The 21,775-nt window shown below is 64.6% G+C and carries 26 protein-coding genes; 13 read left to right on the top strand and 13 right to left on the bottom strand.

The features are described 5' to 3' along the window. Positions 1 to 1,099, bottom strand: a 1,099-nt coding sequence (locus ACF07D_RS12765; RefSeq protein ID WP_391505150.1) for an Ig-like domain-containing protein, incomplete at its 3' end; no start/stop codon positions are given. A gap of 434 nt (positions 1,100 to 1,533) precedes the next feature. Here ACF07D_RS12765 and ACF07D_RS12760 point away from each other — a divergent pair. The 4 genes from ACF07D_RS12760 (at position 1,534) to ACF07D_RS12745 (ending at position 6,025) form a co-directional block, all read left to right on the top strand. Further along, positions 1,534 to 3,075 (top strand): LuxR C-terminal-related transcriptional regulator, encoded by a 1,542-nt coding sequence (locus ACF07D_RS12760; RefSeq protein WP_391505149.1) that lies wholly within the window; start codon positions 1,534 to 1,536, stop codon positions 3,073 to 3,075. Positions 3,076 to 3,267: 192 nt separating this feature from the next. Continuing rightward, positions 3,268 to 4,161, top strand: coding sequence for an ABC transporter substrate-binding protein (locus ACF07D_RS12755; RefSeq protein ID WP_119281793.1), 894 nt, complete (start codon positions 3,268 to 3,270; stop codon positions 4,159 to 4,161). A gap of 68 nt (positions 4,162 to 4,229) precedes the next feature. Further along, positions 4,230 to 5,249 carry an amino acid ABC transporter permease gene (locus ACF07D_RS12750; protein ID WP_119281792.1) on the top strand — a complete coding sequence of 340 codons (1,020 nt, stop codon included), beginning with the start codon at positions 4,230 to 4,232 and terminating at the stop codon, positions 5,247 to 5,249. Further along, positions 5,246 to 6,025, top strand: coding sequence for an amino acid ABC transporter ATP-binding protein (locus ACF07D_RS12745; protein WP_304941399.1), 780 nt, complete (start codon positions 5,246 to 5,248; stop codon positions 6,023 to 6,025). Before ACF07D_RS12750 ends, ACF07D_RS12745 begins: the two co-directional genes overlap by 4 nt. Before the next feature lie 108 nt (positions 6,026 to 6,133). Here ACF07D_RS12745 and tagD read toward each other — a convergent pair whose 3' ends face one another. Continuing rightward, positions 6,134 to 6,532 carry a glycerol-3-phosphate cytidylyltransferase gene (gene tagD, locus ACF07D_RS12740; protein WP_119281790.1) on the bottom strand — a complete coding sequence of 133 codons (399 nt, stop codon included), beginning with the start codon at positions 6,530 to 6,532 and terminating at the stop codon, positions 6,134 to 6,136. 117 nt (positions 6,533 to 6,649) lie between these two features. On the opposite strand from tagD, the gene ACF07D_RS12735 reads away from it, so the two are divergent. Next, positions 6,650 to 6,853 carry a hypothetical protein gene (locus ACF07D_RS12735; RefSeq protein ID WP_391505148.1) on the top strand — a complete coding sequence of 68 codons (204 nt, stop codon included), beginning with the start codon at positions 6,650 to 6,652 and terminating at the stop codon, positions 6,851 to 6,853. 239 nt (positions 6,854 to 7,092) lie between these two features. Here the strand turns inward: ACF07D_RS12735 and ACF07D_RS12730 are convergent, their stop codons facing one another. Then, the gene (locus ACF07D_RS12730; protein ID WP_391505147.1) at positions 7,093 to 7,311 is read right to left on the bottom strand and encodes an SCO4848 family membrane protein; all 219 of its coding nucleotides are present in this window, start codon (positions 7,309 to 7,311) and stop codon (positions 7,093 to 7,095) included. A gap of 50 nt (positions 7,312 to 7,361) precedes the next feature. On the opposite strand from ACF07D_RS12730, the gene ACF07D_RS12725 reads away from it, so the two are divergent. Then, positions 7,362 to 7,775, top strand: a complete 414-nt coding sequence (locus ACF07D_RS12725) for an acyl-CoA thioesterase (protein WP_119281787.1) — start codon at positions 7,362 to 7,364, stop codon at positions 7,773 to 7,775. Here ACF07D_RS12725 and ACF07D_RS12720 read toward each other — a convergent pair. After that, entirely contained in the window at positions 7,772 to 8,218 is a 447-nt protein-coding gene (locus tag ACF07D_RS12720) for a GNAT family N-acetyltransferase (protein WP_119281786.1), read from the bottom strand. The two genes, ACF07D_RS12725 and ACF07D_RS12720, sit on opposite strands and share 4 nt — an antisense overlap. Then, entirely contained in the window at positions 8,215 to 8,505 is a 291-nt protein-coding gene (locus tag ACF07D_RS12715) for a cupin (protein WP_119281785.1), read from the bottom strand. Before ACF07D_RS12715 ends, ACF07D_RS12720 begins: the two co-directional genes overlap by 4 nt. Positions 8,506 to 8,760: 255 nt before the next feature. Between ACF07D_RS12715 and ACF07D_RS12710 the strand changes: the two genes are divergently transcribed. Further along, positions 8,761 to 9,336, top strand: coding sequence for an HdeD family acid-resistance protein (locus ACF07D_RS12710; protein ID WP_119281784.1), 576 nt, complete (start codon positions 8,761 to 8,763; stop codon positions 9,334 to 9,336). An 88-nt stretch (positions 9,337 to 9,424) separates the two neighbouring features. Here ACF07D_RS12710 and ACF07D_RS12705 read toward each other — a convergent pair whose 3' ends face one another. Genes ACF07D_RS12705 through ACF07D_RS12690 form a run of 4 tightly spaced genes read right to left on the bottom strand, consistent with a single transcriptional unit; the run spans position 9,425 to position 11,877 of the window. Then, complete coding sequence (locus tag ACF07D_RS12705; RefSeq protein ID WP_119281783.1) at positions 9,425 to 9,880, bottom strand: SseB family protein; 456 nt, start codon at positions 9,878 to 9,880, stop codon at positions 9,425 to 9,427. A 9-nt stretch (positions 9,881 to 9,889) separates the two neighbouring features. Beyond that, positions 9,890 to 10,513 (bottom strand): energy-coupling factor transporter transmembrane component T family protein, encoded by a 624-nt coding sequence (locus tag ACF07D_RS12700; RefSeq protein ID WP_391505146.1) that lies wholly within the window; start codon positions 10,511 to 10,513, stop codon positions 9,890 to 9,892. Continuing rightward, complete coding sequence (locus ACF07D_RS12695; RefSeq protein WP_391505145.1) at positions 10,510 to 11,214, bottom strand: energy-coupling factor ABC transporter ATP-binding protein; 705 nt, start codon at positions 11,212 to 11,214, stop codon at positions 10,510 to 10,512. The genes ACF07D_RS12700 and ACF07D_RS12695 overlap by 4 nt, the downstream gene beginning before the upstream one ends. A gap of 9 nt (positions 11,215 to 11,223) precedes the next feature. Beyond that, on the bottom strand, positions 11,224 to 11,877 hold the full coding sequence (locus ACF07D_RS12690; RefSeq protein WP_391505144.1) for a biotin transporter BioY: 654 nt from the start codon (positions 11,875 to 11,877) through the stop codon (positions 11,224 to 11,226). A gap of 72 nt (positions 11,878 to 11,949) precedes the next feature. Here ACF07D_RS12690 and ACF07D_RS12685 point away from each other — a divergent pair, with 72 nt between their 5' ends. The 3 genes from ACF07D_RS12685 to ACF07D_RS12675 all read left to right on the top strand — a co-directional run bounded on the left by ACF07D_RS12685 (position 11,950) and on the right by ACF07D_RS12675 (position 13,128). Next, positions 11,950 to 12,483 carry a TetR family transcriptional regulator gene (locus tag ACF07D_RS12685; RefSeq protein ID WP_119281779.1) on the top strand — a complete coding sequence of 178 codons (534 nt, stop codon included), beginning with the start codon at positions 11,950 to 11,952 and terminating at the stop codon, positions 12,481 to 12,483. Positions 12,484 to 12,590: 107 nt separating this feature from the next. Beyond that, on the top strand, positions 12,591 to 12,788 hold the full coding sequence (locus ACF07D_RS12680) for a hypothetical protein (protein ID WP_391505143.1): 198 nt from the start codon (positions 12,591 to 12,593) through the stop codon (positions 12,786 to 12,788). A 142-nt stretch (positions 12,789 to 12,930) separates the two neighbouring features. After that, entirely contained in the window at positions 12,931 to 13,128 is a 198-nt protein-coding gene (locus tag ACF07D_RS12675) for a hypothetical protein (RefSeq protein ID WP_391505142.1), read from the top strand. 46 nt (positions 13,129 to 13,174) lie between these two features. On the opposite strand, the gene ACF07D_RS12670 is transcribed toward ACF07D_RS12675, so the two are convergent. The 4 genes from ACF07D_RS12670 to ACF07D_RS12655 form a co-directional block, all read right to left on the bottom strand. Beyond that, positions 13,175 to 13,543 carry a DUF4190 domain-containing protein gene (locus ACF07D_RS12670; RefSeq protein ID WP_119281776.1) on the bottom strand — a complete coding sequence of 123 codons (369 nt, stop codon included), beginning with the start codon at positions 13,541 to 13,543 and terminating at the stop codon, positions 13,175 to 13,177. 159 nt (positions 13,544 to 13,702) lie between these two features. Further along, on the bottom strand, positions 13,703 to 14,395 hold the full coding sequence (gene nucS, locus ACF07D_RS12665) for an endonuclease NucS (protein WP_119281759.1): 693 nt from the start codon (positions 14,393 to 14,395) through the stop codon (positions 13,703 to 13,705). 9 nt (positions 14,396 to 14,404) lie between these two features. Next, positions 14,405 to 15,673 (bottom strand): MFS transporter, encoded by a 1,269-nt coding sequence (locus ACF07D_RS12660; RefSeq protein WP_391505141.1) that lies wholly within the window; start codon positions 15,671 to 15,673, stop codon positions 14,405 to 14,407. A gap of 93 nt (positions 15,674 to 15,766) precedes the next feature. After that, the gene (locus ACF07D_RS12655) at positions 15,767 to 17,104 is read right to left on the bottom strand and encodes an MATE family efflux transporter (RefSeq protein WP_391505140.1); all 1,338 of its coding nucleotides are present in this window, start codon (positions 17,102 to 17,104) and stop codon (positions 15,767 to 15,769) included. A 113-nt stretch (positions 17,105 to 17,217) separates the two neighbouring features. On the opposite strand from ACF07D_RS12655, the gene ACF07D_RS12650 reads away from it, so the two are divergent. The 3 genes from ACF07D_RS12650 (at position 17,218) to ACF07D_RS12640 (ending at position 21,773) form a co-directional block, all read left to right on the top strand. After that, a complete protein-coding gene (locus tag ACF07D_RS12650; RefSeq protein WP_391505139.1) occupies positions 17,218 to 19,476 on the top strand; it encodes a carbon starvation CstA family protein in 2,259 nt (752 codons plus the stop codon). Beyond that, positions 19,460 to 19,687: a YbdD/YjiX family protein gene (locus ACF07D_RS12645; protein ID WP_255808812.1), complete on the top strand. Its 228-nt coding sequence runs from the start codon at positions 19,460 to 19,462 to the stop codon at positions 19,685 to 19,687. The genes ACF07D_RS12650 and ACF07D_RS12645 overlap by 17 nt, the downstream gene beginning before the upstream one ends. An 82-nt stretch (positions 19,688 to 19,769) precedes the next feature. Next, positions 19,770 to 21,773 carry a M13 family metallopeptidase gene (locus ACF07D_RS12640; RefSeq protein WP_391505138.1) on the top strand — a complete coding sequence of 668 codons (2,004 nt, stop codon included), beginning with the start codon at positions 19,770 to 19,772 and terminating at the stop codon, positions 21,771 to 21,773. Positions 21,774 to 21,775: the final 2 nt, after the last annotated feature.

Raw genomic sequence — 21,775 nt, 5'->3', positions numbered from 1 at the left:
TGACACCTGCGGTTTCTGCGACGGTGACCGTCGGGGCGGTCGCTGTGCCGTCCTGGGTGCAGATGGCCTGGGTGACGGTCGGCGCGACGGGAGCGACCTTCTTCTCAGGTGGCTGGTTGCCGCTACCGTCGCCGCCGGCTCCATCGCGGCGAACCTCGGCTGTCACATGCTGGGGGCTATCGCTGTTGCCGGTGATCGTGGCGGAGTTCGTGAAGACTCCCTTCTCGCCGGGCAGCAGGTCGCTCGCGTAGCGGAAGTAAATGTTCTCACCGTCGTAGACAGCCTGCTCGCCGGGATAGTTGCCGACAAGAGTGATCGAGACGCCGTGCTCGCCGAGGTGCGAGACCGAGTAGCGCTCCTTCCGGAGGGGCTGATTGTCGAGGTAACCCTCAACCGAGTCGAGGTCTATGTGTGAGCCTGCGCCGGGCGTATCCGTGATGGTGATCGTCGGATCGACCGGAGTCGACGTGCCTGTATTGAGGTACACAACCCAACCGAGCTGACCCTTCGGGGTTACTGACCCCTGATCGTCACTGAGCCACCAGCCGACTTTCGAGTTGCTCTGACCAGTACCGGCGGGGCCATCTGGAAGCAGCGTGAGCGGAAGCGTCCACGAGCTTGTACCAGTGAAGTGGAGGTCGTAGTCGGCGCCGTCGATGGTGTTCACGTTGTCGCGGTTCCATGCGAGGGAGAAATAGGCACTTCCCTGAATGTTCTGCTTGCCGCGCACAAACTCGGCAAGGGTGAAGGTAGCTGTATTGCCACTCCACCTGCCTTCAGCCACAACTTCGCCCGGGCTCCGCTCAAGATCGAACTTTGCGGTGCTCGCAGGACGAACCTCGGTGGGGAGCACGATAGTAAAGGTGTCGCCTGGCTGCGCCCCATCCGGCACGGCCCAGTTGAATGACATGCGGATCTTGTCACCGCTGCCCGCCGAGCTCTTGTCGAGTTGTGCGTTGGTAATCGACACGTTGGTTGTGGCTGCGTTGGCCGCGGGCGCCGTGAAAACGGAGCCGAGGGTGAGTAGCGCGACGAGCAGCAGACCGAGGACTCCGGGAGCCCCCAACCTGTCCCTGAGCGGTACCTTTGTGATTCTCAAAATGTTTCCTTTACTACCAGTGGCAAGAGAGCCTGTGGGGGCGATTTCGGCGCGCGCGACTGAAGTCCGCAATCGGTATTGCGGGCTCAGCAAGATGCTCTCTGCCGACTGGCGAGTGCGCACTCCCCCTCAGTGCGGTCATCACTCTCGCACGCGCACCCGGGCGGCCGTGTAGCGTTCGCGAGGGTTTCACCCCTCGGATCACCCTCCACGAGTTGCGATGCCGCAATCCGCCGATCGCTGGCGTAATCCCGCCAATTCCTCACTCGTCCGCGTGTTCACCTGGAAGTTTGCGATGCGCCGGACGGAATCATCCGTGCGGGCGTCTTCACTGGGCACGAGAGAAGGCCAATAAGCAGTATGCTCACCTTCGACGCGCACAGGGGTGACGTGCCAACGGGCCAGGGCGCGGCCTGTGTCGATGAGGAGCGACGATGGGGAGTGAATGCACCTGTGGGGGCGTCTCCGCTAACGTGACGAAGATCGTGCGGAGTTTTCTCGCGGCTGCTGACGACGGAGACCACCGAACGGTGCGCACGCTCGTAGACGAGCACGGGCTCGTGTTGTGCTTCTATGTCCCCCCGGCGCGCTTGCTTCGGATTCTCAATGCGACTGTCGCCGCCGATCCGATGCTCAGCGACATTGCGCAGGTGCTGCAGCTATTCTTGTCGCCGCTGAAGACGCGGCGGTTGCGTATCGGTGCGGTGGCTGACGGCGTCGGGCACCGTGGCTCTGCCGCGCTGTCTTCCAAAGCACATCTTCTGTATATGCTCGATCTTCGGCTGAAGGGGCACCCGAAGGCGGCCGCGCGCCACAGCCAGGGGCTCCGCGAGGGAACCGCGACCATCCACCCCCTGCGCGACGCCTGTGACGGCTGGCCGCAGTTCGTCGCCGTGCAGCGAGGAATCACTGAGATGCTCGCCGGCGACTTCACCGCAGCGCTTACAAGCTTCCAGGAAGCCCAGCTGCGAGCGACGACTCCTGGCCTGGAGTTCTTGCATCGTGAGGCGCTCGCCCGGGCAGCACTGATTCATGCGACCTTTGGGGACGCTGTCGTTGCGGCTAATCTAGTGGCCCGCGCAGCCTCGACCCCTCGCACTGCGAGTTGGCTGGAAGCCTCACTTGATGTGACGGTAGCTCTCGTTGAGGTGATGGTCGAACAAGATCCTGTCGTTGGCATCCGCATCCTCTCTGAGCTTGACCAATCCCATATTGGAGAGATGTGGCCCTTCTTTATCCACGCTGAGTACCGCGTTCTTGAAGTGGCTGGTGCGTACTCTCGCGTCTCGCGAAGGCTTGAGCATTTGGCGAAGCTTCCATTCGCGCGAACGGACGGGGAGGGCTATTCGGGCAGCGTACTGGCCCTCGCCGAGGCGTCCAATCACATTGCGACCGGAGCGTTGCGCCAGGCCAAGACTCACTTGGCGCGGGCGGATCAAAGTGTTGTACTGACCCGGGTGATGAGCGCCCTGCTTGAGGCTCAAACGGGCACCTCGCAGAAGGCCATCGCCCTGGCCAGAGAAATCAGGCAGCACACGGTGCACCTGAGACGAATGGAGATCTGGCGAGTGTCGATCCTCGCTGGCGCCTACCTTGCGCAGGGGGACGGTGCCAGCGCCGTAAACGCGCTTCAGGAGGTGGGCCAGCTTGACCGGCCACTGGATGCGCATGAAGCGACGTACTTCTCGGCTGAGCTGAGAGCGCTCGGGGAGCAGCACGTCCCTAAGTGGCCAGAGCTCGCCAAGGTATCCGTGACCTATATGGATCGGCTTCCGAATCAGGGAGAACTGCTCACAGGAAGGGAACTGGAGGTGCTGCGTCTCCTGGCCCGCGGCCTCTCGCGCCAGGAGATTAGCGACACGCTCTTTGTGACTCTGAATACTCTCAAAAGTCAGCTCCGGTCGGTGTACAAGAAGCTCGGTGCGTCTTCGAAGGAAGAGGCGCTGCGGAAAGCGTCATCTCGGGGTCTTGTTTGAATCGTAGGTATTTCACAGTCCAGGCATGGCGTGTCGGCAGTTCCCCGACACAGTTCGACAACAAAACCCCATGATCCAGTCCGGGTATGGAGCCGGATAGATACTCTGGCTACATCCGAAGTGGTGTAGCTCGCTACACTCGGCTTCGAGGTTTCACTGTCTGAATACCCCACCCTCACTAAGGAGGAATCGATGAAGATTCGCTACGCACTCCCAGCCCTTGCTGCAGTGGCAGCGCTCGCGCTCACTGGCTGCGTGAATAACGCCGAGAAGGAGGGGACCAGCGGCGGCAACGAAACGGCCTCGACAATTCAGGCAGATGAAGCGGCCGTTGCGCTGCTTCCCGCCGACGTCAAGGACTCCGGAGCACTCTCGATCGGCACCGACGCCGAGTACCCGCCGAACGAGTACAAGGATGCGAACGGCGAGCCCATTGGCTGGGGCGTCGACCTCGCCGAGGCGGTCGCCGCGAAGCTTGGCCTCGAACCGAAGTGGGAGATCCTCGGGTTCGACAGCATCATTCCCCGCATCCAAGAGGGCGTGCTGAACATGGGCTCCTCGTCGTTCACGGACAACGTCGAGCGCCAGAAGTCGGTCGACTTCGTCAACTTCCTGAACGCCGGCTCGCAGTGGGCGGCGCCGATTGGCTCGGACATCGACCCCGACGACGCGTGCGGGCTCACCATTGCCGTCCAGACCGGAACGGTGCAGCACACGGACGAGCTGCCGGCGAAGTCCGCGGCCTGCGAGGCGGCAGGTAAGGACGCGATCGAGATCCTGCCGTTCGACGGCCAGCCCGAGGTGACGAACGCCGTGATCAATGGCAAGGCTGACGCCTTCTCGGCCGACCTGCCGGTCACGGGCGACGCCGTTGGCAAGCTCAGCGATCAGCTCGAGGCTGTTGGCGAGATGTTCGACGCGGCTCCCTACGGCTTCGCGACGCAGAAGGGCAGCGACATGACGAAGGCTGTCCAGGCCGCGCTGCAGTCACTCATCGACGACGGCACCTACCTTGAGATCCTCAAGGGCGCGGGCATCGAGTCCGGCGCGCTCGACGAGGCAACAATCAACGCCGGGGCGAACTAGTAACCGGATGCAGGGGCGGCCAGTGACACACGCTGGCCGCCCTATTCAATGACCGAGGAAGTGTAGAGATGACACACTCACCAGCCGATGGCCCCGTGCAACACGCGGAGCCGGCGCCCATCGAAGCGATCAAGCTTCGACACCCGTGGCGGACCGTGTTCGCCGTCGTACTCATCGTGCTCGTCGGGATCTTCGTCTACGACGCCGCGGTAAACCGCCCCGTGTACAACTGGGCAGAGGTCGGTACCTACGTTTTCGATACGCGGATCGTGTCGGCAATCGGGTACACCCTGCAGCTCACTGTGTACTCGATGATCATCGCGATCGTGCTTGGCGTCGCACTCGCCGTGATGCGGCTGTCGCCGAACCCGGTGGTGCGCGTGGTGGCTTGGGTCTACCTGTGGATCTTCCGGGGCACCCCTGTCTACGTCCAGCTCACGTTCTGGGGTCTCGTGCCGGCGATCTACAAGTCGATCGAGCTTGGAATCCCGTTCACTGACGCCGTGGTCACCATTGCGACGAAGGAGCTGCTCAGCTTCTTCACGCTCGCGGTCATCGGTCTCGCGCTGAACGAGGCTGCGTACATGGCAGAGATCGTGCGCGCAGGCCTGCTCGCGGTGGACAAGGGGCAGGACGAGGCTGCGACCGCCCTGGGGCTCGGGTGGTGGCATACGATGACTCGTGTTGTGCTGCCGCAGGCGATGCGCGTCATCATCCCCCCGACAGGCAACGAGGTCATCTCGATGCTGAAGACGACATCACTCGTCACAGCAGTTCCGTTCACCCTTGAGCTTTACACCCGCTCACGCGACATCGCGGCAGTCACCTACCAGCCCGTGCCGATGCTCATCGTCGCGTCGATCTGGTACCTCGTCATCACGTCGATCCTGATGGTGGGCCAGTACTACCTCGAGAAACACTTCGCGAAGGGAGTCGGGCAGCGACCCGACGTACAACGCCCGAGCGTCGCGACCGAGACAATCACAGTCGTCGGCGAGGTCGAGAACGACCACCCGACGTACACCGAAAGTGACGGGCGTACGAGCATCGTGCCCCCGCACTCCGGAACAGGGGGAGGCGGACGATGACCGGCACACTCACGACGACGCCGATGGTGAAGGCCGAGGCAATCTCGAAGTCGTACGGTTCGAACGAGGTACTGAAGTCGATCTCCCTCGAGGTTGCGCGCGGCGAAGTGCTCTGCCTTGTCGGTCCATCGGGCTCAGGCAAGTCGACGTTCCTGCGCTGCATCAACCACCTCGAGACCATCAACGCAGGTAGGCTCTCGGTCGACGGCGAACTCGTCGGATATCGGCAGCACGGCGACAAGATCTACGAGATGCGGCCACGGGAAGCGGCGAAGCAACGCCGCGACATCGGCATGGTGTTCCAGCGATTTAACCTCTTCCCACACAAGACGGCGCTCGAGAACGTGATGATGGCGCCGACGCTTCTGAAGAAGGGTTCGAAGTCCCAGCTGCAGTCGCGCGCGATGGAGCTACTCGCCAGGGTGGGGCTTGCCGACAGGCACGACTACTATCCGGCGCACCTGTCTGGCGGCCAGCAGCAGCGCGTCGCGATCGCGCGGGCGCTTGCGATGGACCCGAAGCTGATGCTGTTCGATGAGCCAACGAGCGCGCTTGATCCGGAGCTCGTCGGTGAGGTCCTTGACGTGATGAAGGGGCTCGCGGAGAGCGGGATGACGATGATCGTCGTCACGCATGAGATGGGGTTTGCGAAGCAGGTCGCCGACAAGCTCGTGTTTATGGATGGTGGCGTTGTCGTCGAATCCGGTGATCCCGTCGAGGTGCTCACGAACCCGCAGCGTGAGCGAACGAAGGCGTTCCTCTCGAAGGTGCTCTAGCCTCCCCGGCAAACGGCGTGGAGATAGCGAAGCGGCCGGCGATCCTGATCGAATGGATTGCCGGCCGCTTGCGCATTCCACGCCGCAACTGCGGCGTGCGCTCGATTGCTACGAGTTCACGCCAAGGTCACGCTTGATCTTGGTTGTCGAGACGCCCTCGGTGCGGTCGAGGTAGACGACGTTGCAGTAGGGGGTAAGGATCTCGAAGCGCTCGTCGCCCTCCCAGTCGCCCCCCATGACGACAGTGTCGATCTCGTACTTGCGGACATCTTCGATCTTCTGATCCCACGAGTCCTCGGGGATGACAAGGTCGACGTAGCGCACGGCCTCGAGCATGTTCTTGCGCGTCTCGAAGTCGTGGTAGGTCTTCTTGCCCTTGCCCGCATTGAACTCCTCGGTCGACGCGGCGACGACGAGGTAGTCACCGAGGCTTCGCGCGCGCTTCAGGAGCCGAATGTGGCCCCAGTGGAGCAGGTCAAAGGTGCCGTAGGTCAGGATCCGCTTCATCCCGCCATCCTATTAGTCTGCGCTGAGGATCGCGCGTCTCGGAGAAAGCCCTGGTTGTGCCGCCCAAAGCTGCGTAGACTCTGTGGCACACGTTTCACCGCTGAAAGGGGAGCGACTATGGCTGAAGAAACACAGAAGGCACTGCCGGATCACGACTCTGATCCAGCCAGAACCCCGGGCGACGGCTGGGTCGGTGAGGGCGGTGCATCGCACCTCGGCCCTGCCACGCACACCGCATCTGGACACGAGGGCTCCGCGGAAGACGCTGGTGGCGACGCGGGTGAACTCGCTGAGAACGCCGCCGACGACGAAGCGGAGTAGCGCGACGTAGTTGGCAGGGCCGTGGGCCGCGATTTCTTGCGGCCCACGGCCCTTTGGCTCGTGCGGCCCCAGTCGTCGGGACCCTGGCGCTGGGGCGCTGCAAGGTCGCGAGGTGGCAGTTGTTGTCGCCTGGCGGCCGCTGAAGCGACAACAACTGCCACCTCCAAATGCGCGGCACGGTGGAGTCGGGCGCTGACGTGCCGGGCGCGGCACGGTCGGGTCGGTCAGGGGCCGGGCGGTTAGCCCGCCGTGAGTACGAGCACGCCCGCCACAGCAGACACCGCGGCGATGAGGAGTGCGATCGAAATTAGCACTGCGTGCACGGTGAGGAACTTGGTCGCGCGGCCCTGCTCGTCGCGAGCGCGCGGGTCCTGAGCTACGCGGGTCCAGAACCGAGGCCACACGATCACGTTGTAGGCGGCGTTTACGAGCAACAGGATTCCTGCGAAGACAACCATGCCCTCAGTCTACGGCCGGGGCTGGCAGCGCCGTCGCCTAGGCTTTAGCTATGAGCGGGCACAGGGACATCGTACGCAAATGGGTGAAGCCGGAAGATCTGAATCAGCACGACGCACTGTTCGGCGGCCGCCTACTCGAGTGGGTTGACGAAGAGGCGGCGATTGTCGCTGTCGTGCAGCTCGGCACCACAGACCTTGTTACGCGGCACATGTCGGCGGTCGACTTCGTCGGACGAGCCAATCGCGGGGACCTTCTTGAACTCGAGTACCGCGTCGTTGCGTTCGGCCGTACCTCGATCACGCTGAGCTGCCGTGTAGACAACGTGGTTACTGGGCAGGAGATCCTGCGGCTCGACAGCATCGTGTTCGTCGCCGTCGACGATTCAGGGCACCCGATGCCGCACGGCTTTACCGGCCCTACAACGGGGACCGAGCGTCTGCGCGCGGGGATCGAGATCTCCTAGACAGTGATGTCGTAGGTAACCCAGGGCGTCTGCGTTGCGAGCTTGTCGTAGAGTCCGCGAGCGGTTGCGTTTGAGTCGGCAGTGATCCACCTGACGAGCGTCGCACCCTCGTCGCGCGCGATCTCTTCGAGCCGGCCGATGAGGGCCGATGCCGCACCCTTGCCGCGCGCCGCCGGGGTCGTGAACAGGTCGTCGAGATAGATGCCTGTCGAGCCGACGAGCGGCCGGGCGAATCGGCGGTAGTGTGCGAGACCGACGATTTCGCCGCCGAGCTCAGCGACAAGGCCGCGGGTTTCGTGGGCGGGGTCGTGGAGCCAGCCCCACACAGTGTCGAAGACGGCTGGATCGTGTTCCTTCTCGTAGAAGTCGCGGTATCCGCGGTACGTGGCTTCCCACGCGGCCCGTTCGGCGGGGTCAACGGCGCGAATGATGAGCGCGCTCACGCGAGCTTCTCCACTTCAACGAAGACGATGTCGGCGTCTGAGTACGGGTTCGAGACCTCATGCTCCGAGCCCGCGGGCCGGGTGTAGCTCACACCGTGCTCGAGCGTCGCGTCGAAGACGCTGCCGTCGGTCCCTGTCACCCGCATGGTGTCTGTGACAAGCGGGATCACCACGTACTCGAAGTCGTGGCGGTGCATCGGGATGACGCCACCGGGCTTGATCGTCCACTGGGTGACGCGGAAGTGCTCGTTTTCAAGTTGCACGTCGCCGTGCGATCCGGTGCTCATGACATCCCCTTCGAGTGTGGGTCGGCCCTGGGGCCGAGCGTTTCACAAGCCTATCGCTGCGGTGTTGGCGAGACTGCTCTGCGGATCGATTCGGGCCGTGTCGCCGCCATAAAATGCATAGCCCACTAAAAGAAAACCTACAGTCATGGCCCACCAATTCGGTCATGAAAATTCACCACTTTGCGCGCGAAAAGTGAGAAGGTGAGTACATACGCCCGCTTGAGGGCGCGAGCAATGCTGATAGGAGCATCGAATATGACTGCAACAGATACCCAGGAGCGCCCGGTCGAGGAACGGGCTACTGACGGCGCACGCGTGCTGTTCGGCGTTGGCGGTCTCATCGCCATCGTTCTCGGCCTCTTTGTGATCTTCGCGCCGAAGACTTCCGCCGGCGTGACGCTGACGCTCGTCGCGGCGCTCATCGGCGCATACGCCATCGTCACTGGCATCGTGTACTTCGGCACGGCGATCTTCTCGCGCGGGCTCGGAGGCTGGTCGCGAGTCGGGCACATCCTGCTCGGCATCCTCTATGTTGTCGGTGGCGTCATCATCATGTCGAACCTCATGTTCGCTGGTGTTGTGACCGCGCTGATGTTCTCGATCATGGTCGGCATTCTCTGGCTGTTCGAGGGCATCCTCGCATTCGCGACCGCGTCGAAGTCGGACAACAAGGTATGGACGATCATCTACGGCATCATCTCGGTGATCGCAGGTATCACGCTGATGTTCTCCCCGCTCATGGGCGCGGTGACGCTGTGGTGGCTGCTCGGAATCTCGATGGTTGTTCTTGGCGTCGTGCAGGTCGTACGCGCGTTCCGCGTCGGCAAGTAACGACACGTAACGGCACAGCCGAAGCGGGGGTACGTCCCCCGCGCACGCAAAACGCCCCCTCGCGAGAGGGGGCGTTTTGCACGCGCGGTTACGCCTGCAGTGACTCGGCGGTGATCTCGTCGTCGCCGAGCACGATCATGATGAACTTCCGCAGGCACACGAGCGAGGACGACGCTTTGTCGAACTCGGCAGCGACGAAGCGGTCTGCTGTGATGAGCGACAACGCCGCGCGTGCGGGCATGATCGCGCCCTTGAGTTCAGCTCCACCCGAGGTGGGGGCAAGCGCGCGAAGCTCGGCCATCGATGTGAACACAGGGAGCACGAGCTGGCCCTTGGTCGACCGGATGGTGCGGACCCTTGGGCCCTTCTTCTTCGCCGAAGTGCCCGTCACGTCGACGACAAGGTAGCCCTCGCGCAGCGCAGTGAGAAACGTGGCGAGGTGCTCGTAGTCTGGCGAAGCAGTGAACGCGACGAGCGCGGCTCGCGCAGCCTCGTTCTCGTAGTTCTCGTCGACGCCCTCTGGGATCTCGTGCGATTCAGCCATGGCTCTAGCCTACGGGGCCTGCTCATCGCCGATGCCCCGCGCAGCGAGCGCCTGACCCGTGAGCTGTGCCTGGGAGACGGTGCGGAGCACAAGCGGCACGGTCCGGGCGCGAAGGCTGCGGTCGAGGCCGCGAGCTCGGGCGGCCTGCTGCGCGTCGCGCGCGAGATCCTGAACCGTCGGAATCATGCGAATGGCGAGCGAGAACGTCAGCGAGACGCGTTCGGTGTCGACGCCGAACCGCGCGAGTGGGGTGAGGGCCCACGAGATCGTGTCGAGCATGTCGCTCGCCCTGGTGCTCGCGGTGACTGCGCTCGCGGCGAAGATGAGGGCGAGAATGTCGGCGATGACCTCGATGCCGCGTTCCCAGCCCGAGCTCCACGTTTGAAAGACGAAGAGCGGGACCCCGATAAGTGCAAATGCCCGAGCGACCCGCCAGAAGTCGCGCCATCGGAGCCCCGCGAGGAGCGCGAGCGTGATGCCGATCGCAAGTGCGACGAGCGCGGCGATCCAGCCAGGAGCCGCAATGATCGCGATCGCGAAGGCGAAGAGCCCGACAAGTTTCGCGCCCGGCCGGAGTGCGTGAAGCGGTCCCGGGCGCGTGATGTAGGCGCCGAGAGGCGAGGCGATGCTCACGCCGCCGCCACGCGATCGCGATAGTGCGAGATCGCCGACGCCGCTTCGCCGTCATAGACGATGCGACCGCGATCCACGACGAGCGCCCGGTCAGCTCGCGCGGCAAGTTCGAGGTTGTGGGTGACGATCACAACCTGCTGTGGCAGCGACGTGAGTAGGTCGCCGATGATGCGGGTGTTGCGCAGATCGAGCAGGGTCGTGGGCTCGTCGGTGACGAGGATCCGTGGCCCTGTCGCGAGCACTGTCGCGATCGCGAGAAGCTGCTGTTGTCCCCCCGAGAGCGCGTGAACGCTCCGCTCGGCGAAGCCGTCGAGCCCGAAGCGCGCGAGCGCGGCGAGCGCGGCCCGTCTGCGCTCTGCCGCGTCGCGGTGCTCCCGGCGCAGCGAGAGTTCGACGTCTTCGATGACCGTCGGCATGATGAGCTGGGCGGCCGGGTCGGTGAACACGAACCCGACGGCCCGGCGGACGGCTGCCCCGTCAGTGACGGTGTCAAGCGGTGGAGCCGAGGTGTCGGCTGCCTCGATCGTGACTACACCTGAGGTTGGCTCGACGAGGCCGTTGATGAGCCTGGCGAGGGTCGATTTGCCAGATCCGTTCGCACCGATGACCGCGATCCGCTGCTCCGTAAGCTGGAGCGAGAACGGATGCAGGATCGTGGCGCCGTCGTGTGAGACGACGCTTGTTTGGTTGAACGAGATCACCAGGCGATCCTATGCGGTGGTGGAGGCGCTGGAGGCGGTGGGGGTCGCCGCCGGTGTCGCCGCGGCGCGACCGCGGGCTGGCAACAGCTCTGGAAACGCCCGGTGGACTGAGGTGGCGACGATCGCCATGAGTACGTTTTTCAACAGGTCGCCGGGAATGAACGAGAGGCCGAAGACGAACGCCTGGCCGAACGTGAGGTCTGCGCGCCACGCCATGCCGAGCGCTCCGAGCGGGTAGGTGATCAGGATCGACGCCAGGGCGCCGGCGATGAAAATCATGGGGATGCTCGTCGCGATTCGCTGACGGGGTAGCCGCTCAACGATGAATCCGGTGAAGAACGCGGCGATTGGGAAGGAAACAAGATAGCCAACCGAGGGGCCTGCGAACGGGGCGAGGCCAGCACCACCGGCGGTGAACACTGGGAGACCAATGATGCCGACAGCCATCCAGAGGAGCACGGCGAGCGCACCACGTGTCGAGCCGAGTACGGCGCCAGCGAGAATGACGGCAAACGTCTGGAGGGTGATCGGGACGACGCCGATCGGAATTGCGGGCAAGAACGAGCACGCGCCGATGAGAGCGGCAAAGCTCGCGATGAGCGCGAGGTCTGTCGCGGTGCTACGGCGCCCCCGCGCTGAGGCTGCTGGTGGTGTGGCGGTCATGAGGACTCCCAAAAAATCAAACCTGAACAGTGTTCTGGTGAACGGTGTTCAGGTTACAGATAGAATGGCTTGATGCGCAACACGAGAGCCGATGTCGTCGCCGCGGCGCTTCGTGTGCTCGCCACGCAGGGGCTCGAAGCGTGCTCGATGCGACGTGTCGCCGCCGAGATCGAGGTGCAGCCGAGCGCGCTCTATCATCACGTGCCGAACAAACAGAGCCTGCTAGCGCTCATGGCTGACGAGATCCTGCGCGGCGTACGCCTCGACTCCTCCGACCCGCGCGCACTCTGCGTCTCGCTGCGGCGCGCGATGCTCTCGGTACGTGACGGCGCCGATGTGGTCGCTACTGTCGAGGCGTTCAGGCTCGGGTCGTCGGCGATCGAGCGGCGGCTCGCCGAGCTCGTTGGTGTTGAGGGTGCGCGGACCCTCTTGCTGTACACGTTCGGCCACGCGCAGTCGACGCAGACGCACACACAGGCGGCCGAGTTTGGGGCGCTGCTCGACGACGCAAGCGGTCAAGAAGCTGCCACGGGGATCGACCTCGAGGCTTCGTTCGACGGCGGCATCGACATCATCCTCGGTGGCCTCCAAGCTCGCGAAAGATAGCGCGATCCAACTGAAATCTGTCTGAAAGTTGCGGCGAATCGGGGCGTTTTCTTTCAGGGAGCCGCGAAATACTGGTGACCCACCGCAGCAAACGAAGGGGGAACACAATGGGTTTTCTTGAAGATGCAAAGGACAACGCTGCCAAGGCGGCGAAGAAGGTCGGAGACGCCGTCGAAGAGGGCGTCGACAAGCTGAAAGACAAAGCCGACGAGGTTCGCGCAGAGGCTGACGTCAAGCGCGCCGAGGCCGAGCGCGACGCCCTGAAGGCTCGCAACGAAGTGAAGGACGAGCTCCGCGACAAGTAGTCCGAGTTTGTGCCTCAGGCATGATGAACTTGTTTGCCCCCGCCCTGTGGCGGGGGCAAATATGTTTCGGGGCAGGGGCCGCGGAAATGGGCCACGGGGGAGGCGACGGGTGTTTTCGGCGGCCGCGCGTTACGGTTGATACATGGAGAACAACGATTCCCGCGACCCCGCGAAGCGCAAAGCGACGATCTGGATGGTTGGGAGCGTCGCCGTTCTCGGCGCGATCGGTGGTGTGATCGGCGCGCAGCTCGGCTGGGTCGGCTGGGGCGCGGGTGTCGGCATCGGCATCGGAGCCGTCGTTGGCTTCCTGATGGGTATGTCCCCCGAGGAGAAGGACTAACGCGGCTGCGGTGCTCTGGCCGGGTCAGGCCAGAGCGCTGGGGGACTTAGAACGACGTGCTCATGCCCGAGTCTGTGCCGAACGCGATGACTGAACCCCAGAAGAGTGTCGCAGCGATGATGATCGCGAGTGTGGCGTAGCCAAACACGAGTCCGGTGATCGCCGGCCCTCGGCCTGCACCAGTGCGCTTGGACGTGCGGAGCCCCGTGTGCCCGAAGATGATCGCGAGCAGGGCGGGAATGAACGCGATGGCCCCCGCGATGATCCCGAAGATCGGAAACGGCGCCCACACGCCGATGAGCCCGCCGATGATGCCGAGCACGAGCGACGCCACAGCCATGCCGTTGACAGGCGGCGGAACTGGCGGCTGGACGGGCTGCTGATAGACGACCCGCGGTGGTGGCGTGTAGCTCATGCCTCCGATGGTACCCACTCATTGCGCGGCAAGCACGCGCGAATTCGAGATCCACAACGACACTCTCAGGCTAGCTGAAACGAGGTGCGGGGATCATCTCTCGTCAGACGGGAGCTGACGGGAGGAGTCGTGTGCCAAATAGAGGCCGTTGACAGGCGGCTAGAACAGGGTGTTCTTGTCTTCCATGCCGCGCATCGCGTCGTAGTCGAGCACAAGGCAGCGGATCCCGCGATCCTCAGCGAGCGTGCGCGCCTGCGGCTTGATCTCCTGCGCCGCGAAGACCCCCGACACGGGGGCGAGCAGCGGGTCGCGGTTCATGAGCTCAAGGTACCGGGTGAGCTGCTCGACGCCGTCGATCTCGCCGCGGCGCTTGATTTCTACAGCGACCGAGACGCCCGCCGAATCTCGGGCGAGGATGTCGACGGGGCCGATCGCCGTCATGTACTCGCGGCGCACGAGCGAGTGCCCGTCGCCGAGTAGGTCGATCTGATCGGCGAGGAGCTCCTGTAGGTGCGCCTCAACGCCGTCCTTGATGAGGCCGGGGTCGACGCCGAGATCGTAGGAAGAGTCGTGGATGATCTCGAACAGCGAGACCACGAGCTTGTCGGCGGTCTTCTTGTGCGTGACCTGCCACTGTTCGACGATGCCAGCTTCGCGCACGTCGTCGTCGAGTTCTAGCGGCTCGAGCGAACACGGAGGGCTCATCCAGTTCAGCGGCTTGTATGAGCCACCGTCTGAATGGACGAGGATCGAACCGTCGCCCTTCAGCATCAGTACGCGCTTCGCGCGCGGCAGGTGGGCCGACAGCCGACCCGCATAGTCAACGGAACAGTCAGCAACCACGATTCGCACCGTGACAGTTTAGCCGGTTGTGGTGCTGCCTGCCTGTCTGCCGGGTTCGCGGGCGGCCCCGGCTGCGAAGACAACGAAGATAAGGAATGCGACGAGCGGAAGAAACGCGTTCAAGAGCCCGAGATGCTCGCCGAGCAGGCCGATTGCCATCGGCCCGACAAGAAATGCAGCGTAGGCGATTGCCGAGACGGTCGCGACGCCGCGTACTGCCTTTGTCGGGTCATCGGCGGCGGCCGAGATGCCGATCGGGAACCCGAGGGCGCTGCCGACGCCCCACAGCCCGGCGCAGATGTACGCTGCCCAGCTGAAGGGAAGCACGTTGATGAGCACGATGCTTGCGCCGGCGGTGATCGCGCTCGCTCGGAGGATCCAGACGCGGCCGAATCGTTCGAGGAGCCAGCTGCCTGCCGCGCGGGTTGTGAGCATCGCAACGAAGAAGACGCCGAGTGCGAGCGCCGCCGCGGAGTTCGAGAAGCCGCGGTGGTCTGCAAGCGCGAGGGGGAGCCAGTCTGTCGCGGTTCCCTCGGTGAGGCTGAGGCTCATCGCCACGAAGCCGATGACGATGATGCGGGGGTCGCGCCACGGGTTGTAACTTGTGTGCTTGGGCGGCGCCGTCTCGGCTGCCGGATTCGCGAGCAGCTGGATGGGGCCGGTGTTCGTGTTGACTGGCACCGGCTCGGCAGCTGGTTCCACGGGCTCGACGCCCGGAATGCTGCGGATTGCCACGAGGACGCCAGCGATGATGACGATGAAGACGGCGGCGAGATGCACGGGGACTGGAATCTTTAGCATCTCGGCGAGCGCACCAACGCCCATCGCGCTCACACCGCCGAAGCTGTATCCGCCGTGCAGGATCGGCATGCGCGATTTTCCGAGTGCTCGCTCGGCTGCTGCCCCGCTCACGTTCATAGCGACGTCGCTCGTGCTGAAGAAGAACCCGAAGCACGCGAGTGCGAGCATTCCAGGGATCGGCATGCCAAACCACAGCAGCGTGGCGCCAAGCGGCATGAATAGCGCCTGGCCGAGCGCCCCGTAGAGAATCGATTGGCGGGGCCCGAGCCATGTCACCGTGCGGCCGGCGAACACGAGGCCGAGAAGCGATCCCGCGGCGAGCGTGAGCCCGATCACGCTCATCTCGAATGTGCTCGCGTCAAGGCGGTCGCGAACTGCAGGGATTCGGGCGAGCCAGTTGCCAAAGCCAAAGCCGAACATCGTGAACACGATGAGCACGCCGAACGTCCACCTCGACGGGGAGGGAGGCGAGTCTTTGGCAGCCACAGTGCTCCTGACGAAAAAGGTGACCGCGCTGCGGCTGAACCCCACTATTCTAGGCGTTTCGGTGGCGGTCGCGGCGAGGTGTGGCGCAGACCGCTACACGCCGAGCACGATCCACCGTCCGCCCCTGGCTCGCAGTCCGAGCGTCGTCGCCCTGGCGAGCATGAACGCGATCATGAAGCTCGCGGTGATCGCCACAAGCGCGGCGGTGCCGGTCGGTACGAGCGAGGTCGCGAGCCAGAGCACTGGCAGGTAGACGGCGAGGTTCACGAGGCTTGTCCATGCGAGATACCTGACGTCGCCTGCTCCCATGAGTACGCCGTCCAGCACGAACACGAACCCACCGAGCGGGAGCGAGATGCCAAGCACGATGAGGGCGGGCGGGAGCAGCTCGAGGACCCCGGTGTCGCTCGTGAACGCCCGCCCGATCACCTGACTGCCGAGCGCGAGCACCGCCCCAATTACAGCGCCCGCAACGAGCCCCCAGAAGATGCAGCGCGCAACGATCCTGCGCGCGAGGGTGGCGTCCCGCGAGCCGAGCGCGTCTCCGATAAGGGCCTGGGCGGCGATCGCGAGCGCGTCGAGCGCGAAGGCTGCGGTCGAGAAGATTGTGAAGACGACCTGGTAGGCGGCGGTCGCCTCGGTACCGTGGCTCGTGGCGGCAAACACGGTGGCGAGGAACGCGGCGCGGAGCCCGAGCGTGCGAACAAAGAGCCACCCGCCGGAGCGGCCAGCCTGCGACAGCCCGTCGCGGTGGGGGAGCCAGTTCGCGCCTGCGCGTCTCGCGTGGTGCGCGACGACTGCGATGTAGACGGCAACCATGCCCCACTGCGCGGCGACTGTGCCCCACGCGCTTCCGGCGATGCCCCAGCCGAGGCCGTAGATGAACCACCAGTTGAGCAGCGCGTTTGCTGAGAAGCCGATCGTCGCGACGTAGAGCGGGGTGCGGGTGTCCTGGAGACCGCGGAGCAGCCCGGTTGCGGCGAATACGAGCAGCATTGCTGGGATCCCGAGGCACGACACGGTGAGGTAGGCGAGCGCCTGGTCCGTCGTCGCCGCGTCGGCTCCAAAGAGCCGCACGATTGGGGCGCTCACCAGCCAGAGCGCCGCGCCGACGACGATCCCGATCCCGAGCGCGAGCCAGAGCCCGTCGATGCCCGCCTGCACGGCGCCGCGCACGTCGCCTGCGCCACGCCTGCGCGCGACCATTGGCGTCGTCGAGTAGGCGAGGAAGATCATGAGGCCGACTGCGGTCTGCAGGATCGCGCTTGCGATCGCGAGCCCGGCGAGGGGCGCGGCGCCAAGGTGCCCGATGAAGATCGCGTCGAGGGTGAGCAGCATGGGCTCGACGATGAGCGCGCCAAGCGCCGGGAGAGCGAGGGCTGCGATCCTGCGGTCGATGGTGCTGCGCAACGGGAACTCGCTCGGCGGCATGCGGCTAGGGTACCGCGAAACCGATCCGCCTATTAGGGTGAGGAGACATTGGGGGAATAGTCGTGCCTGATGGCACATGCAGAGCCAAATCAATGATGAAAGTAGGGATGCACATGAACTCAATGCACCAAGCGACCCCGGAGGCACACGACTCCAGCCCGCCGCTTCCGCCGGTCGCGTTGACCGCGGACGAGATCGCGGCGGACTCGCGCAACAAGCGCGGCCTGAAGATCGCGCTGTGGGTCGGGATCGGGCTCATCGGCGCCATCGGCTGGGCAATGCTTGCGCTCTCGCGCGGCGAAACCATCAACGCGATCTGGTTCGTGTTCGCTGGCGTCGCGACCTACCTCATCGCTTACCGGTTCTACTCGCGCTTCATTGAAGCGAAGATTGTGCACGCCGACGACACCCGCGCGACGCCGGCCGAGTACAAAGCGAACGGCAAGGACTATGTTGCCACGCACCGCAACGTTCTTTTCGGGCATCATTTCGCCGCGATCGCCGGCGCGGGCCCGCTCGTCGGCCCCGTGCTCGCCGCGCAGTGGGGATTTCTTCCTGGCACGATATGGATCATCGTCGGCGTCATCGTCGCAGGCGCCGTGCAGGACTACCTCGTCATGTTCTTCTCGACCCGCCGAGGTGGACGGTCGCTTGGGCAGATGGCCCGGGACCAGCTCGGCCGCGTCGGCGGCACCGCCGCGATCATCGCCACGCTGCTCATCATGGTGATCATCGTCGCGATCCTCGCCCTCGTCGTCGTGAACGCTCTCGCCGAAAGCCCGTGGGGCGTCTTCTCCGTCGGCATGACCATCCCGATCGCGCTCTTCATGGGCGTCTACCTCCGCTGGATTCGCCCAGGCAAGATCACCGAGATCTCGATCATCGGCTTCGTGCTGCTCATGGTCGCGATCGTCGCGGGTGGCTGGGTCGCCGGCACCGAGTGGGGCACAGCCCTGTTCACCCTCGATAAGGTCTCGCTCGCCTGGTTTGTCGCAATCTACGGCTTCGTTGCCGCCGTGCTACCCGTCTGGCTGCTGCTCGCGCCGCGTGACTACCTGTCGACGTTCATGAAGATCGGCGTGATCGTGCTGCTCGCCGCGGCAGTCGTTATCGCGAACCCGCTGGTGCAGGCGCCGCGGGTCAGCCAGTTCGCCGCGACCGAGGTGAACCCAGTGGTATCGGGCAACATCTTTCCGTTCCTGTTCGTCACGATTGCGTGTGGAGCGCTCTCGGGCTTTCACGCGCTCATCGCCTCGGGCACGACACCCAAGATGGTGCAGAAGGAGCGTCAGACCCGATTCATTGGGTTCGGCGGCATGCTCATGGAGTCGTTCGTCGCGCTCATGGCGCTCGTCGCCGCAGTCACCCTCGATCAGGGCATCTACTTTGCGATGAACTCGTCAGCCGCAGCGACAGGCGGCACCGTCGAGGGCGCGGTCGAGTTCGTGATGGGGCTCGGCATCGCGGGCGTCGACGTGACCCCCGAGATGCTCACTTCAGCGGCCCAGGCTGTCGGTGAGGAAAGCATCGTCTCGCGCACGGGTGGCGCTCCAACCCTCGCCCTTGGCCTCGCAAACATCATGAAGGACGTCATTGGCGGCCCGGCAATGATGGGCTTCTGGTACCACTTCGCGATCATGTTCGAGGCGCTGTTCATTCTCACCGCCGTCGACGCCGGTACCCGCGTGGCTCGCTTCATGCTGCAGGACACGATGGGCAACTTCGCCCCGAAGTTCCGCGACAACTCGTGGCGACCAGGCGTGTGGCTCACGACACTCATCATGGTTGCTGCGTGGGGCGCGATCCTGCTCATGGGCGTGACAGACCCGCTCGGCGGCATCAATACGCTGTTCCCGCTGTTCGGCATCGCGAACCAGCTGCTGGCAGCCATCGCGCTCGCTGTGGTGATGGCGATCATCGCCGCGAAGCAGAACTTCAAGTACCTGTGGGTCGTCGCCGCGCCGCTCGCGTTCATCGCCGTGGTCACGATTACTGGCTCCCTGTACAAGATCTTCTCGCCGGTCCCAGCTGTTGGGTACTTCGCGAACCACGTGAAGTACCGTGATGCGCTCGCCGCAGGCGACACGTCGCTCGGCCCAGTGGAGAGCCTCGAAGCAATTGTGCGCAACACAATGGTGCAGGGCGTGCTGTCGATCGTCTTCGTGACGCTCGCCATCATCGTGATTGTCACCGCGGTTGCCGCTGTTATTCGCTCGTACCGGACTGGGAAGGTCGTCGACACCGAGGATCCCTACGTGCCGAGCCGGACCTTTGGGCCAGCAGGGTTCATTGCAACCCCGAGCGAGCGCAAGCTGCAGGCAGAGTGGGACGCGCTGCCCGAGGAGCTGAGGCCCGATGTTCAGCAGCACTAGTCGCGCAGCGCGCCGCCCCGGCAGCGGCTTGCGCCGCAGACTACGCGCCGCGCTGAAGTACCTGCACGAGCTCACGGGTGAGGGCGCCTACGCGGCCTATGTCGCCCACGCTGGGCGCGCGCACCCGGGTGCCGCAGTGCTCACCGAGCGCGAATTCTGGCGTGAGCGTTACGCAGACGAAGACGCTCACCCTGGATCCCGCTGCTGTTGACCATCGTCGGCGTTCACTCACAGACGGATCGCTGTGAGTGAACGCCGGTCGCGCCCTCGCGCGCCCCGGCTAGGCTGAGTGCATGAGCAACGCAGCGCCCGGCAAGTCCGGCATCGACCTCTCCGAACTTGATCCGGCGGTGCGCCCGCAGGACGACCTCTTCCGTCACATGAACGGCAAATGGATCGACCGAACCGAGATCCCAGCCGACAAGGCCCGCTACGGCTCCTTCGCCGTGCTCGCCGAGAACGCTGAGGAAGCGGTGCGCGACATCATTACAGGCACCGAGGCGCCAGCGGCAGGGCTCATCGAGGGCGGCGCCGACGCGGAGGCCGACAAGGTCGCCGCACTTTACGCGAGCTTCATGGACACGGAGCGGATCGACGCTCTCGGAGCGGAGCCGATTCGCGCAGACCTCGACAGGGCGCTTTCCGTCCCGTCGATCCCCGAGCTCGTACGGGTGACCGCTGAGCTCGAGCGGAAGGGCCTCGGCGGCTTCTATGGCATGTTCATCGACAATGACCCGGGCGACCCCGCGCGCTACATCCTCTTCGTCATGCAGGGCGGCATCGGGCTGCCCGACGAGTCGTACTACCGCGAGGAGCAGTTCGCCGAGGTTCGCGAGCAGTACCGCGCGCACATCGCCCGCATGCTCACGCTCGCCGGCGTCGGATCGAAGACCGCCGGAGACCCTGAGCGCCTCGCCGAGCTCGCCTTCGACCTTGAGACGCGCATCGCCGCAAGCCACTGGGATACCGTCGCGAGCCGCGACATCCAGAAGCTCTACAACCTGCGAGATTTCGCCGGCCTGCAAGAGATCACACCACAGCTCGACTGGCAGTCATACATCGCTGCGATGGGCGCCCCAGAGGCGGCCTTCTCCGAGGTCGTCGCCGCTCAGCCCGACGCGCTTGCGGGGCTCGCTTCGCTGCTCGTCGAGGACGAGCTCGAGGCGTGGCAGGCCTGGCTCGCGTGGTCGATCGTCCGCTCATCCGCTGCGCTCCTTACGCAGGAGATGTCGCGCGCGAACTTCGACTTCTACGGCACCGCGCTCACCGGAGCGACCGAGCAGCGCGAGCGCTGGCGCCGCGGCGTCTCGTTTGTCGAGGGGGCCATGGGTGAGGCCGTCGGCCGCATCTACGTCGAGCGCCACTTCGACGAGAACTCGAAGGCAGCAATGGACGAGCTCGTCGGCCACCTCATTGAGGCGTACCGCGACTCGATCAAAGAGCTGTCATGGATGGGTGAGGGCACGCGTGAGCGCGCGCTCGAGAAACTCGGCAAGTTCACCCCGAAGATCGGCTACCCCGAGAAGTGGCGCGACTACTCGGCGCTCGCCGCAGACGCGGGCGACCTCGTCGGCAACTCGCAGCGCGTGGCAGAGTACGAGTTCCAGCGCGAATTTGGCAAGATCGGCAAGCCCATCGACGCGACAGAGTGGTTCATGACTCCGCAGACGGTGAACGCATACTACAACCCGGGTATGAACGAGATCGTGTTCCCCGCGGCGATCCTGCAGCCCCCGTTCTTCGACGTGACCTGGGACGCGGCGACGAATTTCGGCGCGATCGGCGCCGTCATCGGACACGAGATCGGTCATGGATTCGACGATCAGGGTTCGCGCTACGACGGTGACGGCAAGCTCACCGACTGGTGGACCGAGCAGGATCGCGAGGCGTTCGAGAAGCTCACCGGGGCGCTCATCGGCCAGTACAACGAGCTCTCGCCCGAGGGTGCCGACGGCCAGACCGTCAACGGCGAGCTCACGATCGGCGAGAACATCGGCGACCTGTCGGGCCTCGAGATCGCGTGGAAGGCGTACCTGCGCTCGCTCGCCGGTGCCGAGTCGCCAGTCATCGACGGTCTCACTGGTGCCGAGCGCTTCTTCCTGGCTTGGGCGCAGGCGTGGCAGCAGAAGTCGCGCCCGGCTGAGGTCGTGCGGCTCCTGACTATCGACCCGCACTCGCCGAACGAGTTCCGCTGCAACCAGATCCTGAAGAATCTCGACGCGTACCACGAGGCGTACGCGACGAAGCCTGGCGACAAGCTGTACCTCGCGCCCGAGGAGCGCGTGAGCATCTGGTAATT

Origin of the sequence: Leucobacter sp. NPDC015123 (genome assembly GCF_043080205.1) — a bacterium.
Taxonomy (GTDB): domain Bacteria; phylum Actinomycetota; class Actinomycetes; order Actinomycetales; family Microbacteriaceae; genus Leucobacter; species Leucobacter aridicollis_A.
This window is presented reverse-complemented; position numbering and strand designations above follow the sequence as displayed.